This is a genomic window from Streptomyces sp. NBC_00210 (genome assembly GCF_045160975.1).
Taxonomy (GTDB): domain Bacteria; phylum Actinomycetota; class Actinomycetes; order Streptomycetales; family Streptomycetaceae; genus Streptomyces.
In genome coordinates, this window is the sequence record NZ_CP108120.1 from 491,090 (window position 1) to 508,487 (window position 17,398).

Annotated in this window: 13 protein-coding genes and 1 pseudogene; 6 read left to right on the forward strand and 8 right to left on the reverse strand. The window is 68.4% G+C overall.

Going from position 1 to position 17,398, the window contains the following annotated elements; translation table 11 throughout:
• Nucleotides 1-6 precede the first annotated feature (6 nt).
• Nucleotides 7-318: a hypothetical protein gene (locus OG729_RS02470; protein ID WP_360864581.1), complete on the reverse strand. Its 312-nt coding sequence runs from the start codon at nt 316-318 to the stop codon at nt 7-9.
• Between the two features lie 405 nt (nt 319-723).
• Between OG729_RS02470 and ggt the strand changes: the two genes are divergently transcribed.
• Nucleotides 724-2,559, forward strand: coding sequence for a gamma-glutamyltransferase (gene ggt / locus OG729_RS02475; protein ID WP_405803976.1), 1,836 nt, complete (start codon nt 724-726; stop codon nt 2,557-2,559).
• A gap of 243 nt (nt 2,560-2,802) precedes the next feature.
• On the opposite strand, the gene OG729_RS02480 is transcribed toward ggt, so the two are convergent.
• Entirely contained in the window at nt 2,803-3,618 is an 816-nt protein-coding gene (locus tag OG729_RS02480) for an alpha/beta fold hydrolase (RefSeq protein WP_405803978.1), read from the reverse strand.
• A gap of 423 nt (nt 3,619-4,041) precedes the next feature.
• Between OG729_RS02480 and OG729_RS02485 the strand changes: the two genes are divergently transcribed.
• The 3 genes and pseudogenes from OG729_RS02485 (at nt 4,042) to OG729_RS02495 (ending at nt 6,006) form a co-directional block, all read left to right on the forward strand.
• Entirely contained in the window at nt 4,042-4,881 is an 840-nt protein-coding gene (locus tag OG729_RS02485; RefSeq protein ID WP_405803979.1) for a hypothetical protein, read from the forward strand.
• 223 nt (nt 4,882-5,104) lie between these two features.
• Nucleotides 5,105-5,737 (forward strand): annotated as a pseudogene (locus OG729_RS02490) (YqjF family protein); the annotation flags it as partial.
• A gap of 59 nt (nt 5,738-5,796) precedes the next feature.
• Entirely contained in the window at nt 5,797-6,006 is a 210-nt protein-coding gene (locus tag OG729_RS02495) for a hypothetical protein (RefSeq protein ID WP_405811461.1), read from the forward strand.
• Nucleotides 6,007-6,075: 69 nt separating this feature from the next.
• Here OG729_RS02495 and OG729_RS02500 read toward each other — a convergent pair whose 3' ends face one another.
• On the reverse strand, nt 6,076-6,288 hold the full coding sequence (locus OG729_RS02500; RefSeq protein WP_405803980.1) for a hypothetical protein: 213 nt from the start codon (nt 6,286-6,288) through the stop codon (nt 6,076-6,078).
• A 916-nt stretch (nt 6,289-7,204) separates the two neighbouring features.
• On the opposite strand from OG729_RS02500, the gene OG729_RS02505 reads away from it, so the two are divergent.
• The gene (locus OG729_RS02505; protein WP_405811015.1) at nt 7,205-9,196 is read left to right on the forward strand and encodes a discoidin domain-containing protein; all 1,992 of its coding nucleotides are present in this window, start codon (nt 7,205-7,207) and stop codon (nt 9,194-9,196) included.
• A 163-nt stretch (nt 9,197-9,359) separates the two neighbouring features.
• Nucleotides 9,360-9,953: a TetR/AcrR family transcriptional regulator gene (locus OG729_RS02510; RefSeq protein ID WP_405803981.1), complete on the forward strand. Its 594-nt coding sequence runs from the start codon at nt 9,360-9,362 to the stop codon at nt 9,951-9,953.
• A gap of 18 nt (nt 9,954-9,971) precedes the next feature.
• On the opposite strand, the gene OG729_RS02515 is transcribed toward OG729_RS02510, so the two are convergent.
• The 5 genes from OG729_RS02515 to fusA all read right to left on the reverse strand — a co-directional run bounded on the left by OG729_RS02515 (nt 9,972) and on the right by fusA (nt 17,255).
• Nucleotides 9,972-10,928, reverse strand: a complete 957-nt coding sequence (locus tag OG729_RS02515) for an aldo/keto reductase family oxidoreductase (RefSeq protein WP_405803983.1) — start codon at nt 10,926-10,928, stop codon at nt 9,972-9,974.
• 97 nt (nt 10,929-11,025) lie between these two features.
• Nucleotides 11,026-11,955, reverse strand: a complete 930-nt coding sequence (locus OG729_RS02520; protein WP_405803985.1) for a class I SAM-dependent methyltransferase — start codon at nt 11,953-11,955, stop codon at nt 11,026-11,028.
• Between the two features lie 195 nt (nt 11,956-12,150).
• Nucleotides 12,151-13,905, reverse strand: coding sequence for a S8 family peptidase (locus tag OG729_RS02525; protein WP_405803986.1), 1,755 nt, complete (start codon nt 13,903-13,905; stop codon nt 12,151-12,153).
• A 308-nt stretch (nt 13,906-14,213) separates the two neighbouring features.
• Nucleotides 14,214-14,912, reverse strand: a complete 699-nt coding sequence (locus tag OG729_RS02530; RefSeq protein ID WP_405803987.1) for a DUF4232 domain-containing protein — start codon at nt 14,910-14,912, stop codon at nt 14,214-14,216.
• 231 nt (nt 14,913-15,143) lie between these two features.
• Nucleotides 15,144-17,255, reverse strand: coding sequence for an elongation factor G (gene fusA, locus OG729_RS02535; RefSeq protein WP_405803989.1), 2,112 nt, complete (start codon nt 17,253-17,255; stop codon nt 15,144-15,146).
• Nucleotides 17,256-17,398 lie beyond the last annotated feature (143 nt).

Here is a 17,398-nt window from a genome sequence, read left to right on the forward strand (position 1 = left end):
GTGACATCACCCGGCAAGGGAGCTGATGATCATGGCGATGGTGGTGGCGATGGAACCGACAGGCAGGCGTGTGGCGATGTCACGGGCCCGCGCCAGCGCACCGACTGCGGCTTCCCGTTCGGGCAGCGAGTCGCGAGCCCGTTCGACTTCGGCACGCAATTCGGCCCAATCGTCCGCGGGGGCACTCTGCTCGTCGATCCGGGCGAGCAGAGCGCCGAGTTGCGCCAAAGCAGTGGAAGTGGTCTCGGGCCCGATATGCAGGGTCTCTCCCTGATAGATGTTCTGGGCGCTCTGTTTGTCGATGTGGAACTCAGCCACCCGTCCCCCCGGACAATCCTGGTGAAATTAACGGCATTTATGGTGCTGATAGTACACAAGCCCAGGGCATCGCTCATCGTCAATCCAGAGATATCCCATTCGGACATTACTTCGACTATCGGTTGATGTAAATGGATCCATTTATGACAACTTTCTGTCCTGGATTGCTCGTCTTTGATCGCGACCAGAAATGGTGAGATAGGGGAGGTGGGACGCGCGGCGCAGGCGTCGGCTGTAGCGCTTGGGTCGGTGCAGGATCCCTCGCGCACAGACGGCCTGCAGGGGGCGGCAACCTCAGATCTAGCGCAAATCTTCCAGGCAGGCGTTGTCGGGAGCAGCCCTCCACTGTCAGGGTCGTCTCCATTCCGCCACCCCCGAGCCGGCAACCCTTGATCCGGAGGCTCCATGCCTATACGTCGTCGTGCCTGTGCTGCTCTCCTGGCGGCCCTGAGCGTTCCGCTCGCCCTGTCCCTGACACCTGTGGAGGCCGCACCCGCGCAACGGCCCCCGGCGAAGGAGCCGGTCGCGACCGGCAGCGGTGGAGCAGTCGCCAGTGTGAACCCGTACGCCTCCCGGGCAGGCCTCGAGATTCTGCGGAAGGGCGGCAACGCCGTTGACGCCGCAGTGGCGACCGCTGCCGCACTCGGTGTCGTCGAGCCCTACTCGGCAGGCGTCGGCGGCGGTGGGTTCTTCGTGTACTACGACGCCAAGACCGGCAAGGTCCACACCATCGACGGGCGGGAGACCGCACCGGCCCGTATGCGGTCGGACTCGTTCATCGACCCGGCCACGGGCGGTCCTGTCCCCTTCAAGGAAGCCGTCAACTCCGGTCTCTCCGTAGGCGTACCAGGAACACCCGCCACCTGGCAGAACGCGCTGGAGGACTGGGGCACGATGCCCCTCAGACGGACACTGGCCCCCGCCACCCGGCTCGCCGACGAGGGCTTCGTCGTGAACAAGGAGTTCCGGGCGCAGACGGCCATGAACGAGGACCGCTTCCGGGACTTCACCTCCACGTCCGACCTGTTCCTTCCGGGCGGCGAACTCCCTGTCGTGGGCTCACGCTTCCGCAACCCCGGCCTCGCGAGCACCTATCGCCTGCTCGCCGAGAAGGGTCTCGCCGGTTTCTACGGCCGCAACATGGCCCGCGAGATAGCCGATACGGTCCAACACCCTCCCGTGGCACCGGACTCGGACACGCGCGTTCGCCCCGGGCTCATGGAGACCAGCGACATCGCCGCCTATCGGACCGTACGGCGCGCGCCCACGCACACCCCCTACCGGGGCCTGGACGTCTACTCCATGGCGCCCGTCTCCTCCGGCGGAACCACCGTCGGCGAGGCTCTGAACATCCTGGAGAACTTCGACCTGTCCGCGGCGACGCCGAGTGACCGTACCCAGGCACTTCACCGCTACCTTGAGGCCAGTCGTATCGCCTTCGCCGACCGCAACCGGTGGGTGGGAGACCCGGCCTTCTCCAAAGTGCCCACACAGGAGCTGCTCTCCAAGGAGTTCGCCAAGGACCGGGCCTGCCTGATCAGTCCGGACTCGGCGCTGACCAGTCCCCTGGCCCCCGCCGACCCGCGCAGCCCCGGTTCCCACTGCACCAAGGGAACCGGACGCGCCGAACCCTACGAAGGGCCCTCCACCACTCATCTGGTGACCGCCGACCGCTGGGGCAATGTGGTCTCGTACACCCTGACCATCGAGCAGACCGGCGGCTCCGCCATCACCGTGCCCGGCCGTGGTTTCCTGCTCAACAACGAGTTGACGGACTTCGATTTCACCCCCTACTCCGCGGAGGTGGACGGCCCGAACCTTCCCGGACCCGGCAAGCGCCCGCGCAGCAGCATGTCGCCCACCATCGTTCTGCAGCACGGCAAGCCCCTGCTTGCGGTCGGCTCACCGGGCGGTGCCACGATCATCACCACCGTCCTCCAGACCCTCGTCAACCGCGTGGACCTGGGCATGACCCTGCCGGAAGCGGTCGCCGCACCGCGCCTCTCGCAACGCAACCGCGCGAACACCGAGGTCGAGCCTGCCTTCCTCGACTCCCCCGCGAGGGCCGAACTGGAAAAGCTCGGCCACAAGTTCGTACTCGCCAGCCAGACATTCACCCCGGCACCGGAGATCGGAGCGGTCGCGGCCCTGGAATTCCTCGACGACGGCGACATCCAGGCCGTTGCGGAAGCGGCACGCCGCGGTGGTGGCTCCGCGATGGTTCTCCGGAAGAACGGCTGACCGCTGGTCTCAACTGATTGCCGATCTGCAGGACGGGGGCCTGCAGATCGGCGTGCCGGGCGCCACGTCGGTGTGCTGCCGACAGATGCCGCACGCTTCAAGCGCGAGAAGAGCCGCTTCGCGTCAGCGTGATCCGTCTTCTTCCATGGCCTGGACTTCCGCCTCAGGGCGGACCGTGGCCGGCGCCGCGAGCGCAGCGCCGGGCGATCGCCGCCCCGTCGCGCAAGGGTGCCGATCTCCCGATCAGGAACGTGGCTGGGCCAGGTACTCCGCGATGCGTTCTCCCCATGTACGGATGCCGGCGCGCGTCCGGGACACATGCAGGTCGGCGTGCGGCAGCAATTGGGCCAGAGTTTCCGCGGTCGACAGGGGGTGGCCCGGGTCATCCGCCCAGGCCAGGATCAAGCCCGGCCGGCGCAGCCCGGCGATTGCCGTGCGGGACGGCAGGTCGGACAGCGCCAGGCCACGCAGGACCGACGGCATCACCTGCTCGGCGGGCGTTGGTGGGAACTCGGGAACGTCGGCTACGACTGCGGGGCGAGGCTGTGTCCCTTTGGCGGCGAGCCAAGCATCCACTCCCTCTCGTTCGATGGTGTCGGCGGATTCCCGGTTGGCTCGCGCATGCGCCTCCCGCGTCGTCCATGCTGTGGGTGGGATGAGCAGGACCAGTCGGGAGAACCGGTCGGGCGCCCGGACAGCGGCGTGCAGCACGCTGCCGCATCCCATCGACGCGCCCATGGCGGCGACGGGCTCGGCGGCATCCAGGTGATCGAGCAGGGCCAGCAGATCGTCGGCAAGCGAGGGATACGTGTAGTCGGTGTCCACGGGCTCGCCGGTGGATCGCCCGTGCGCCCGGGCGTCGTAACGGACCAGGCGATGCCCCGCGTCCAGGACCGGCGCCCAGTCGAACAAGCCCATCCGGTCCTCGGTGGCCTGGCTCACGAACCCGCCGTGTGCGTACACGGCGAGCGGGCCCTCACCGGCGTCGTCGTAGAACAGCTCAGCCCGGCGATGCCAGAAGCGGCCTTCCCTGACGGTGTGCCTGCCCACTGCTCTCATGGCTGCGCGCCTCGTCTCGGCACCTCTGCGCCAATCCTACGACTGCGGAGGACCAGCGACGCTGCCAGGAGTGACGGTCAGGGGCTGGTGGATGTCGCCGCAGAGCCGCCGGACGGCGTTTCAGGCGGCAGCGCCCAGGCGCGGGTGCTCAACGTCCGCACCCTGGCGCGGTTGGTCCGGAACCCGCCACCGGAGCAGGAGTGTGCGAGGCGAAGACTGACGTCGGTGGAGCCACTGTGCTGGACCGCACTCTTTGCCGCTGCCGGCCGGCACGAGTCGGGGAGCACCCAGCAGCAGCGCCTGCGATGAGGAGCGCGAAGGGCTGCACACGCGCATGCTGAATGCGCCCTGTGCCTCGTCTCGTGCGGCCCCATTGCGTCGATCCGAAACACCCGCTCTGTTCCGGTGTCAGCATCGGCGGCTATGAGGCAGTTAATAGCGCCGCCCCCATTCCATCCGGACGTCTGCGACAGCGGCCCCGGTGACTGGAGCCCGATCGCGTCCGCGGGCGCGATGAGCTCGTTCTGCGGTATCTTCGCCGGCTTCGTTTTCGCCGGCATCATCGTCGTGATCGGCGAGAAGAACCCGTCAGGCGGCGATGGCCATGCCTCGCGAGGTCTGAGGCTGTTGCTCCCCTGCTTCTTCGGACTGGCCGCCGCCTCCTACCTGTACGCTCTGGCGACAGGCGAACTGGTGTGTCTGCGCGCCACGACGGAGCAGTTGTTCTCCGGGGCGATTCTCGCGGCTGATGCCGTAGTAGTGATCGTGGCGCTCGCGTGGCTGCTGCCCGCGTACGAACGCAACAAGCACGGCGAAGTCCCCTTCTTTCGTGGGCTCGTCCAGTTCGCGGCGCAGTTCTCCATCTTGATGCTGACCGTATCGTCCGTCGCTTTCAACAACTCCGTTCTCCGGCGGCAGGCTTCGGCGTGGGCGGACGCGGCGATGTGGGTGAGCGGAGCCGCGCTCATGGTGGCGGTCTTTCTCCACTGGTGGAAACCACTACCGGACAACGCGCCGCCGCCCCCTATGGCACCCGACTACTGGCGAGACGAGGCCCTACTCAACGACCGCGTCTCGGTGAGCGCCTGGACAGCTCTCGCGCTCAGCGGACTACTGGCGGTGGCCAGCGGGATCGCGGTCGGCATTCCTCACGAGAACTGGACTGCCATGTCACCGTGGCTGGTCTACACGCTGGGCGAAGCCGCACTGCTGGTTCCGGGCGTCGTCGTGGTAACCGCCATGCGGGCACTCCCAACAGCCTGAGACCGGCCGCGGCGAGGACGGCGTGTTCCTCATCCATGTCGGCGGCAACTGGACTCGCTGCGCGCCCAGAGACTGGGCCCGGGTCCGACTCGCCGCCAAGTGGGATCTGGCCGGAGTACGCGGCGGCCCAGTCCGGGGGTGCACCGAAAGCGCCGATTTGCTGCGGGATACATTGGGCCCGGCCTGCCGCCCCTCTCCCCGCAGCCGCATCGGAGTCGACCTGATGGACCGACGTGAACGCGACGCCGTCCCTCGCCCCCTGGCCGCGACGGCGCCTCATAGGATCCGTCGCCCGGTTCTGTCGCAGTGGTGGACTGATGTGACGTTCCTGCACTGGCCTGCCGACCCGGCCACTGTCGCACCGCTGTTGCCACGCGGCACGCGTCCCGACGTACTCGACGGCACGACGTACGTGGGTCTCGTGCCCTTTCGCATGGAGCGGGTCGCGATCGGCCGCCGCCCGGCGCTCCCCTATCTGGGCACCTTTCCGGAGACGAACGTACGGCTGTACAGCGTGGACGAACTGGGGCGGCGGGGAGTCGTCTTCCTGAGCCTCGACGCGGCCCGCCTGCTGCCGGTCCTCGGCGGTCGGGCCGGATTCCGGCTGCCCTACCTCTGGTCGTCCATGAGCATCACCCGGAACGGCGGCCGCCACCTCACCTACACCGGGCGCAGGCTTCCCCCGCAACGCCCCACGTCCTACCGTATATCTGTCGAGATCGGCTCTGAACTGGAACAACCGGGCGAGCTGGAGACGTTTCTCACCGCGCGCTGGGGGCTGCACGTCGACTGGTACGGACGCACACTCCACCTGCCGAACGCGCACCCCACCTGGCCTCTGCACACCGCCCGCGTCCGCCACCTCGAAGAGGACCTGATACGAGCCGCCGGCCTCCCCGCCCCGCAGGAGCCGCCGTGCAGCGGCTCTACTCCCCTGGCGTACCGGTGGTCTTCGGGGCACCGGTGCCCGCACATCGCACCGAGCCTCAGCTCTCGATCATGCCGAAGGCGCCGGCCGCAAGTCCACCGCGGCCGGACCGGTCGGAGGCCGAGGTGTTGGTCGACAAGCACGAGCGTGACCTCCCGAATGCGGGCGAGTGCCGCAGCGAGATCCTGGACAGGTAGCCGCTCTGCACGCAGTCTCAGCGAACCTGCTCCACTGAGATTCCACTACCACTGCAACCTCGGCGGCACTCAGCAACGAAAAGCGGGGCCGTTCTGATTGGCGAGGTTGTCGTTGGACATCCAGCCGGATGTCTTGGTGCCGGCGATCCGCACGTATGTCCACGCGTGACCGTACGCGTTGACCACGTAGCAGTGGTACCAGAGCTTTGCCCCCGACTGGGCCTGCGCCACGTTCGAGCATGCCGCGTACGGCCCGGTCTTGAGGTGGTAGCTCCCGGTCATGTTGCCGTAGGTACCAGGATGCGGGTCCTGGTGGCTCCATCCGCCGCAGCTCGTTGACACGGAACTGGATGTCGCGGTCGGGCTCGCAGGCGACGACGGGGGCCCACCGGCGCTGGAGCCCGATGCCGTCGGGCGGCCAGTGCTCGTGCTCTCGCGGCCGGACGGCTTCGCAGGGTTCCCGGACGCGCGAGAGGAGGACGCGGAGGGGGGCGCGGCGGACGCGGACAGGGACGGCGACGCTCCCGGGGTCGTCGAGTCGAGTGTTCCGCCGGCGCTGCCGGCCTGGTCCTGCGGAGTGCTGCCCGCGAATCCTGCGTGGTTCCGCGACGCGTCGCCGCTCGAACCCCCCGATCCCACCAGGGCGTACGTCATCCCTCCGCCGGCCAGCACCACTGCCACGACCGCCGCCGCGATGGTGGCCCGGCCGCGACGGCGCGAAGGGAGGGGGGCCGTCCGCGGGCCGTAGCCGGCAGGAGATACGGGCGGTGCGGCCGAGGGCGTCGTGATCGGCAGGTCGCCAGGCACACCGCCCGCTCGTGCCGAAGGGAGCGGCAGGATGCAAAGGGTCCAACCGGGCTTTCTGGTCCGAGAGTTGAAATCCTCTGAACCAGCGAGTAGGTCATCCGTCCCGGACTATTGACTCCAGTTCAGACCCTAGGGATTCTCTTCGGCATGCTGCGTCGGCCGAATACGCCCGTGAGCCGGCGGGTGCTGCGACCGGCCGGTGTCCCTCCTCCACGCGCCAACCGTCGCGCCGCGGCCAACGGCCGGACAGTCCGGCGGCTGTGGCCCAGGTGACGGCCTCAGCGCGTTACCCCCACACCATCCCCTGATGGAAGGCCGTACCGTGACCCCACACACGCACCGCAGGCCCAGACTGATCGCGACCCTGTCGACCTTCCTCGCCCTGGCCACGATGCTCTTCGGCGCGGGGACCGGTTCCTCCGCCGAGGCCGATGTCAACTGGTGGTCCCCCGGGGCCCGGCCCGTTCCCGACTCCCAGATCAACGTCACCGGCGAGCCGTTCACCGGGACCGACGCCCACGGCGAGGTGCGGGGCTTCGTCGACGCGCACGATCACCTGATGTCCAACGAGGCCTTCGGCGGCCGGCTCGTGTGCGGCAAGCCGTTCTCCGAGCAGGGAGTCGCAGACGCCCTCAAGGACTGTCCCGAGCACTACCCGGACGGCTCGCTCGCTCTGTTCGACCTCATCACCAAGGGCGGCGACGGCAAGCACGACCCCAACGGATGGCCGACGTTCAAGGACTGGCCGGCCCCTGACTCCCTGACCCACCAGCAGAACTACTACGCCTGGGTCGAGCGGGCCTGGCGAGGCGGCCAGCGCATCCTGGTCAACGACCTCGTCACCAACGGTGTGATCTGCTCGGTCTCCCCCTTCAAGGACCGCGGATGCGACGAAATGACATCCATCCGCCTGCAGGCGAAGAAGACGTACGAACTGCAGGACTATGTCGACAGAATGTACGGCGGCCCGGGCAAGGGCTGGTTCAGGATCGTCACCGACGCCGCCCAGGCCCGCCAGGTCGTCGAACAGGGCAAGCTGGCCGTCGTCCTGGGCGTAGAAACCTCCGAGCCGTTCGGATGCAAGCAGATACTGGACATCGCGCAGTGCGGCAAGGACGACATCGACCGCGGTCTGGACGAGCTGCACAAACTCGGTGTGCGCAGCATGTTCCTGTGCCACAAGTTCGACAACGCGCTGTGCGGCGTCCGCTTCGACTCCGGCACCCTCGGCACCGCGATCAACGTCGGCCAGTTCCTGTCGACCGGCACGTTCTGGAAGACCGAGAAGTGCACCGGCCCCCAGCATGACAACCCCATCGGCAACGCATCGGCGCGCGAGGAGGAGAAGCTCCCCGCCGGCGTCGCAGTCCCGGCATACGCCGCCGACGCGCAGTGCAACACCCGAGGTCTCACCGAGCTGGGCGAGTACGCAGTACGGGGCATGATGAAGCGCAGCATGATGCTGGAGATCGACCACATGAGCGTCAAGGCCACCGGCCAGGCCTTCGACATCCTCGAGTCTCAGGCATACCCCGGCGTGATCTCCTCGCACAGCTGGATGGACCTGGGCTGGATCGAGCGGGTCTACCGTCTCGGCGGCTTCGTCGCCCAGTACATGAGCGGCGCCGAGGGCTTCACCAACGAGTCGAGGCTCGCCGACGCGCTGCGCGACAAGTACAAGGTCGGTCTCGGCTTCGGCAGCGACATGAACGGCCTCGGCGAGCATTCGCTGGGCCGCGGTACGAACGCGCCGAACCCGGTGAAGTACCCCTTCCGCAGCACCGACGGCGGCTCCGTCATCGACCGGCAGGTCACCGGCGACCGCACCTGGGACATCAACGTCGACGGCACCGCGCACTACGGCATGTTTCCGGACTGGGTCGAGGAGGTCCGCCTCGTCGGCGGCCAGGGCGTGGTCGACGACCTGTTCAAGGGGGCCGAGTCCTACCTGGACACCTGGAAGGCGACCCAGACCCACAAGCCGGGGGTCAACCTCGCCGCGAACGTGCCCGCCACGGCCAGTTCGTCGGAGTGGAACCTGTTCACGAGTTACGCCCCCGACAGGGCCGTGGACGGCGACAAGGGCACCCGCTGGGCCAGTGACTGGAGCGACGACCAGTGGCTCCGAGTCGACCTCGGAAGCCCGAGGCTGATCAATCGGGTCACCCTCGACTGGGAACGCGCCTACGCAGCCGAGTACCGCATCGAAATCTCCACCGACGGCACCAACTGGCGGCCGGTGTGGTCCACCACCGCCGGCAACGGCGGCCTCGACACCGCCGAATTCGCCGGCGTCTCGGCCCGGTACGTACGTATCCACGGGATCAAACGCGGCACCGGCTGGGGCTACTCACTCCACGAAGTCGGCGTCTACAGCAGCTGAACGTCCACAGCAGCTGAAACAATCGGCTCGACCCGCTTCACGGCCCCGGGCACGCACGTGTCCGGGGCCGCTGCCACCGGCATCCGCCGCCGAAGCGAGCATGCCGCAGCCTCGGAAGCACGTCCGCCCCCGGGGAGGTATCAGGCCGGGAAAGGGAAGGCACATGTCACGCAAGCCGTCGGCCGAACGGCGCCGGCAGCTGATCGAAGCAGCCATCCGGGCCATGACCCGCGACGGCGTCGCCAAGACCACAACACGGTCCATCGCCGCCGAAGCAGGCGTCTCCCTGAGCGTTTTCCACTACTGCTTCGACTCCAAGCAGGCCCTGCTCGAGTCCGTGATCACTTCCATCACCGACCACTACATCGCCAGCGTCAGGGAGGCCATCCAGCCCAAAGCCACCCTGCGGGAAACCTTCCTTGCGGGCATCCACGCCTACTTCGACCATGTGGCAGCCAACCCCGGCGAGCACATGCTCACCTACGAACTCACCCAGTACGCCCTGCGCCAGCCGGGATTTGAGCATCTGGCTCGACACCAGTACGAGCAGTACACCCACATCTACACCGAACTCCTCGAGGAACTCGGCCGCACCAGAGGGTACGAACTCCTCGTCCCCGCCCCCGTCCTGGCCCGCTACCTGGCCGCCATGACCGACGGCCTCACCCTCAACTACTTGGTACTCGGCGACAAGGCAGGCGCCATCCAAGTACTGGACACCATCGCCAACCACCTCACCAACCTCGTCAACGAGTAGCCGACAGCCAGGCAGGGCCTATGGCAGAGCGGTGCCGCGGGCTGTCAGCCACAGCTCGTACCACTCGTCGTGAGTGAGGCCGGGTTCCCGCCGGGCGGCGTCGCCGCAGGCGAGGATGCGCTCGGGTCGGGCGCTGCCGATGACCGGCGCGATCTGGGCCGGGTGACGCTGGAGCCACCACAGCACAATGGTTTCCGCTGTCGTGCCCTTCTTCGTGGCCAGAGCAGTGACGAGCTGCGCGGTCGCGTGCTCGGCCGCCGTCTCCTGACGACCCGTGAAGCGTCCCTGAGCGAGCGACCCCCACGCCTGCAGCTGGATGCCGTTGGCCCTGCAGTGCTCGATCGTCCCCAGTGGGAAACTGTTCGTGGCCGCTTCGGGAGTGTTGACGAGGACTCCGGCTTCGAGCCAGTCCCGGCGCTGCAGACTCATCTCCAGCTGGTTGGCGACCAGGGGGACATCGAGGGCGGCCTGGAGGTGGGCGATCTGCGCGGCGCTCATGTTCGACACGCCAAAGCGCCGTACCAGGCCCTGCCGGTGCAGCGAGGTGAGCGCCTGGGCAATCTCCTCCGCACCGGCCAGCGGGTCGGGCCGGTGCAGGAGCAGTACGTCGATGACGTCGGTGCGCAGGCGAGCGAGACTTTCCTCAACGCGCTGGATGATGCTGTGCCCGCGCAGGTCGTAGACGCCGGGCCGGTCGCCGTCCGCGAGGCGGATACCGCACTTGGTCTGCACGGTGATGCGTTCGCGCAGCCCCGGCGTGCGAGCCAGGACTTCACCGAAAACCGCTTCCGCCTTCCCGTGACGGTAGATGTCGGCATGGTCGAACGCGGTGATGCCGATGTCCAGCGCGGCTTTGATCGCGGCCTCGGCATCATCGATGTCCGCCGCACGGTAGGACTGGGTGTCCCAGCTCCCGCCCAGTCCCATGCACCCGTACAGCAGCCGGTCCTCACGCGTGTCTGTCTTCGTCGTCACGCCACCACTTTTCCACGACACTGCCTGCCGTGCCGGTAGCGGGGTGCCATCGCCGGTCGAGGCGAGAATGAGGAACGTCCCGGTAGCGCGAGAACGATCAGCTTGCGCGCAGATACGCCGAGGTGGACACCCGGCCGAGCAAGCTCAGCCGCGAAGTCCCGCTCGCCAGATGCTTGTCCAAGGCGTCCTGCACCCCGGGCCAGGCCTTGTCTCCGTAGTCGTCGAGCACCACGATCCCGCCCGGGGCGACGATCTGCTCGACCCACTCCAGATCGGACCGCACCCCGTCCATGGAGTGATCGCCGTCCACCACGATCACCCCGTACTCCCGGTCGGAAACGGCGGCCCGCACCTCCGGATCACCCGAGAAGCCCTGCTGGATTCGCGCATCGATCACCGAACCGACGCCGCCGAGTGCCAGGTTGGCCCGTACGACGTCCTCGCGCACCGGCGTGCCGGTGGGATCCGCTCCCTGCGGGGCGGCTCCGGGCTGCAGCTGCGCGCCCGCCAGCGGATCGACGATCGTCAGATGCGGTTCGGTCCCGGACCTGTGCAGCATCCGCAGCAGTCCCGCGGCGAACATTCCGTAGAGAGTCCCGATTTCGAGGACGTTGCCGTTCGGCGGGGAGAGCAGCGGCACCGTGGCGAGCTTTCCGCACACATTGGAGGTGGACCCGGCCAGCCTGCCCACGCCGAGTGACTCCAGGGCGATCACCGTGCGATAGGCGACGGTCACATTGCGAAGAGCGTGTTCACTGCCGTCCGCAACGCCCTGGATCTGACGCGCGAGGGTGTCGATCTGGGCTGCGGTGGGCGTCCGGTGGCCGCTTCGGCCCGTCCCGTCCACGAGCAGGCCGAGTCCGTACTGCGGGTTCTGCAGGGCGGCCACCTTCCGGTGGAGAGCGTCGAGATCGGTCTGCAATGCCTGCGTGGCACGCGTCACGTGCTGCTCGATGCGCCGTTCGATCATGGCGACGGCTGGGTTCAAGACCCACTTCGCCAGCCGGTTTTGAAGGAGAGAGGGCATGCCGGGAAGGTACGCCGCAGCGCCGCCTCGCGGGCCACGGCGGGATGCTGCGCAGGTGAAGTCCTGATGTCCTTGCAGCGGCGGAACTGTGACGTCGTCACGACGGAACGCTGCGCTCCAAAGCTGGGCGATGGGCGACACCGGCCAGGTCCTGGTGAGGGCTGCGTACAGCTCCCACCAGGACCCGGTGGCGCGCTAGAAGGTCAGGTTCCAGGCGTCGATCTTGCCGGTGTCCTGGGAGGCGAGGTCACGGACGCGCAGCTTCCACGTGCCCGCGGCCACTTCCGATGAGGCGTTCACGGTGTACGTCTTGGCGACGTTGTCCGTGCCGTCGTTGTTCGGAAAGTCCTCGAGCGTGTAGACCGTGCCGTCGGGGGCCACGAGAGAGAGCACGAGGTCGCCGCGGTAGGTGTGCTTGATGTCCACGCCGACCTTGAGCGTGGCCGGGGCATTGCCGCTGACCCCGGTCACGGTGAGCGGGGACTCCACCGTGGCGTTGTCGGCGATGGCCACGTCCACGGTGTTCTCGAAGTACGCGCCCGGCGGCGTGCCGCCGACGGCCTTCAGCGCGTCGACCTGGCCCTCGCCGAAGAAACTGTTGTTGGCGGTCGTGCCCGTGCAGCGGCTGTCGGAGGGGCAGGCCGTGTCGGTGGCCTGGGCGGCCAGCTTGGCCCGGAGGTCCGCAGGCGTGGAGCCGGGGTTGGTGCTCGCCAGCAGCGCGGCCACACCGGCGACGTGCGGGGAAGCCATCGACGTGCCGTTCATGGTGCCGTACTTGCCGCCCGGCAGGGTCGAGTAGACCCCGGACGCGCCGTCGCCGCCCGGTGCCGCAATGTCGATGATGTTCCGGCCGAGGTTGGAGTACGAGGCCTTGACGTTGCCGTTGCCCATGGCTGCGACGGTCACCACGCCCGGCAGCTCGGTGGGGATGTCGATGCAGGCGTTGGTGATGGTGCGGGTGACGGGGGTCGAGTCGTTCGGGCTCGATGTGTCGGTCCGCTTGTTCGCCAGGTCGTAGTTGGAGTTGCCCGCGGCCGCGACCTGCAGCGAGCCCTTGCTCTCCGCGTACTCCTGGGCACGCCTGACGCCCTCGATGATCGCTGCCTGGTCCACGTTGTCCGGGCAGTTGAACATCCACGGGTCTGTGTAGTAGCTGTTGTTGGTGACCTTGAAGCCGTGGTCGCCGGCCCACATGAAGCCGCAGACGGTGTTCTCGGCGAAGAACATGCTGGTGTTCGGCTCGGCGATCCGGACGGAGGAGATCTTGACGCCCGGGGCCACACCGATGACGCCCTTGCCGTTCTTGGCTGCCGCGATCGTGCCCGCCACATGGGTGCCGTGGTCGCCGACGGGACGCCATGCGCCGGTCCTCGTGTCCGCCTTGCCGTAGGCGCAGGAGACGGAGTCGGCCGCATCGAAGTTGGGTGCGATGTCCTGATGCAGGTCGTCGACGCCGGTGTCGAGGACACCGACCTTGACCGCGGAGGAGCCGGTGGTCACGGCCCATGCCTTGTCGGCATTGATCTGGGTCATGTCCCAGCGGTTGGACTCGGTGAGGGTGGTCGTGGCCTGCCCGGGGGTGGCGGGAATTGCGGGGTTGTACGCGTCGGCCGGAACATTCGAGGTCCGGGTGGCGCCGACCTGCTGGACCCCGCTGACGCCGCGCAGGGTGCCGGCGAACGTCGTGGACGCCGAGTGGGCCACGATCACGCCGATCGCGTCGTAGTGCGCGAACACCGTGCCGCCGTTTGCCGTGACGGCGGTCTGTACGGCCGACGTGTCGCCCGGTGCGGTGATGACCAGGTAGGCCCGGGTACCGGCGGCCCACGAGGCCGTGGGCGACGCGGACGCCGCGGACTCCGCGGGAGTCCCCGACGCGGTCGTCGCTGCCTGGGCGGCCCCGACGGGAGTTACCAACGCCACGGCCGCACCGAGTGCAGCGGTGGCCACGACCGAGCGTCTCAGACGGCCGGATATGAGGGTAAGCAATGCATCCTCCGAGAGCCCGGCGGCGCTGGTGGCGCCGACCGGGCCGAGTGTGGGAAGTGGTGGACGCAAGATGTCAGACAATGGTCCCGGATGGAAAGGTTCCGATCACGCAAGTGCCCATCTGCGACAGGCGATTGGCTCTCGGAGGTCGTCTCGACTGGTGAACGGCGATGCGTGCAGCCGTTGGTGGAAGCAGGTCGAGCCCGGCACCGCTGGGGGTGCCGGGCTCGAATCGAAGGGTCCTACGGGCCCTTGCCTTTGCGGTTCCGTCAGGAGGGCTTCGCCGCGGTCACGGCGGTGACGGTCACCTTGTTGTCACACTCGGCGAAGAGCCCGTCCTCCAGGGCGACTTGGTGGGCCCCCGCCCCCGGCAGACCAACCACCAGCGTCGGGTAGACGACGGGCTCGGAGCCGGACTTGCAGTAGCCGTCCCCCTCGCCCTGAACCTGGACGAAGGTCAGCTTCACCCATGCCTTGCCACCGGGCGCCAGCCGCACCGCAGACGCCGATCCCGTGCGCGTCACCGTCAGGGGAGCGTTCTTCTGCGGGGAACCATTGCCCGCCCCCGCCACCGTCGGGTGGCCCTGCAGGGTGCACGCGTGCCCAGAGGTGTTGGCGAACTCGACGACCGCCGCACCGGTGCCCGTGCCGTCAGGACGAACAGCGGCCTGATACGCGCTCGCCTTCAGCCCCGTCCCCGGACAGGTTCGGGCCTCGTCGCCCGGCGATCCGGACCCCGAACCCGGCGCCGAGGGAGAAGCGCTCGCCGCCGGCTCCGCCGATGTGCCCCCCTCGGCCGGCTTTGAGGCAGCAGAGTCCGGCGCCCCCGAAGAGCCCCCCGCCGCCGTCGGCGACCCGGCCTCCGCTGCATCGCCGCCGCCAGGCTGGCACCCCGTCACCAGCAATGTGGCCGCCGACGCCGCGACCATGGCCATCCCGGCTCTGCGGATGCTGTTTCCGTACTTCATGACGCCCCCGATTGAGAAGTGGACAGGTACCGGCCTCTCGCCGGCACTCGTCACTGCAGACAGCGCCCGCCGACGTCAGGTTTCGGCCATTGATCATCTGTGACACAGCGGTGACAATGCCGGATCAAAGCTACTGCCGCGCGTCCCACCAGCATCGTCACGCCCATCGGCGCGCCTGCGGACGCCGGTCGGACGGCCCCGCCCGGGTGTGGGCGGGGCCGTCATCGGGATCTACCGGGACAGCATCCCGTTGGACACGGCGGCCGGCACAGGGGCGTAGCCGGTGGCCCGGGTGGTGAAGGTTCCCCGGCCCTGGGTCCGACTGCGCAGCCGGGACGCATAGCCGAACAACTCGGCCAGCGGCACGGTCGCGGTGATCACCGCTGTGCCGGCCCGCGCTGCCTGGCCCGAGACCCGGCCACGTCGTGCCGCAAGGTCGCCGAGAACCCCGCCCACCGCGTCGTCGGGCACCGTGGCCGTGACCTCAACCACCGGCTCCAGGAGCGCCATCAGGCTGGCGCGCAGTGCCTCCCGAAGGGCGAGCCGGCCTGCTGTCCGGAACGCCATCTCCGAGGAGTCCTTGGAGTGGGTGGCTCCGTCGGTCAGTGTGACCCTCAGCCCGGTCACCGGGTGACCGCCGAGCGGGCCCTCGGCCAGAGCATCCCGGCAACCGGCCTCCACCGCGCGGATGTACTCCTGCGGTACCCGTCCACCAACGACGGTCGACCGGAACACGAAGTCCCCTGTGTTGCCACCGGTGTTGCCACCGGCGGCGTCGGCCGCAGTCTCCAGAGCCTCCACGTCAAGGACGACGTGGGCGAACTGGCCGGCGCCTCCGTCCTGCTTGACATGCCGGTACACCAGCCCGGACACCCCGCGGGCGACCGTCTCACGGTAGGCCACCTGCGGTCGGCCCACGCCGACATCCAGCCCTTGGGCGCGGCGGATCTTCTCCACCGCGACCTCCAGATGCAGCTCGCCCATCCCCGACAGCACCGTCTGGCCGGTCTCGGGGTCGGTCCGGACCGCCAGTGAAGGATCCTCCTCGACCAGCCGTGCCAACGCCGACGCCAGCCGACCGGTTTCGAGGCTGCTGCGGGCCTCGACCGCCACGGAGACGACCGGATCGGCCACCGTGGCCGATTCGAAGAGCAATGGCGCTGCGGGTGTGCACAGGGTGGCCCCGGCGCGGGCAGCCTTCAGGCCGACCACGGCGACGATGTCCCCGGCCACCGCCCGGTCCACCTCCGCGTGCCGATCGGCCTGCACCCGCAGGATCCGGCCGACCCGCTCGGTGCGGTCCGCGCCTACGTCGAGCACCGCGTCTCCCTTCTGGATCGTTCCTGAATACACGCGCAGGTAGGTCAGCCGCCCCGTAGCGGTTGAATTCACCTTGAAGACCAGTGCAGCGAACGGCGCCGCCGGGTCGGCGACCCGCTCCTGCACCGTGCCACCCAGGGTTCCGCGTACCGCGGGTACGTCCAGAGGCGAGGGGAGGTAGGCCCCGACGGCCTCCAGCAGCGGCTCGATCCCGCAGCTGCGGTAGGCCGATCCGCACAACACCACGACACCCTCACCACTACGGGTCAGGTCGCGCAGTGCTGCGGCCAGAGTCTGTGCGGAGACCGTCGACTCCGCGCAGAACTCCTCCAACACGATCGGATGGAGTTCCGCCACCGCCTCCTCGAGCAGTCGGCGACGGCGGTACGCCTCTTCACGCAGGGCGTCGGGCACCGGGCCCTGTTCGAACGTGTCGCGGCCGGCGCCCCAAACCAGCGAGCGCATACGCAGCAGATCAACCACCCCGGTGAACCCGTCCTCCTGCCCGATTGGCAGCTGGACCACCAACGGGACCGTGTGCAACCGCGTTCGGATCGACTCGACGGCCGCGTCGAGGTCGGCGCCGGCACGGTCCAGCTTGTTGACGAAGGCGATCCGCGGCACTCCGTGCCGGTCGGCCTGTCGCCACACCGACTCGCTCTGCGGTTCGACGCCCGCGACACCGTCGAACACCGCTATCGCGCCGTCAAGCACCCGCAGCGAGCGCTCCACTTCGTCGGAGAAGTCGACGTGGCCCGGTGTGTCGATCAGATTGATCCGGTGACCGTCCCAGTCGCAGCTCACCGCCGCGGCGAAGATGGTGATCCCACGATCGCGCTCCTGTGAGTCGAAGTCGGTGACGGTCGTTCCGTCATGGACCTCACCCCGCTTGTGGGTGGCGCCGGTGAGGTACAGGATCCGTTCGGTGATGGTGGTCTTGCCGGCATCAACGTGGGCGAGGATGCCCAGGTTTCGGACGTCGGCCAGCGGACTGGTGAGATGACGTTGCAGGTTGGTACGCACGGCCCAGGGCCTTTCAGGGGGATCGAGAACAGGGCGGCGCGATTCCCGGACTGAACGGCCTGGAGCCAGACCGGCTGGATCCCCTGATCCAGCGTGATCCCCTGATGCAGCGTCATCCCAGATGCAGCGGTACCGCATCGGGA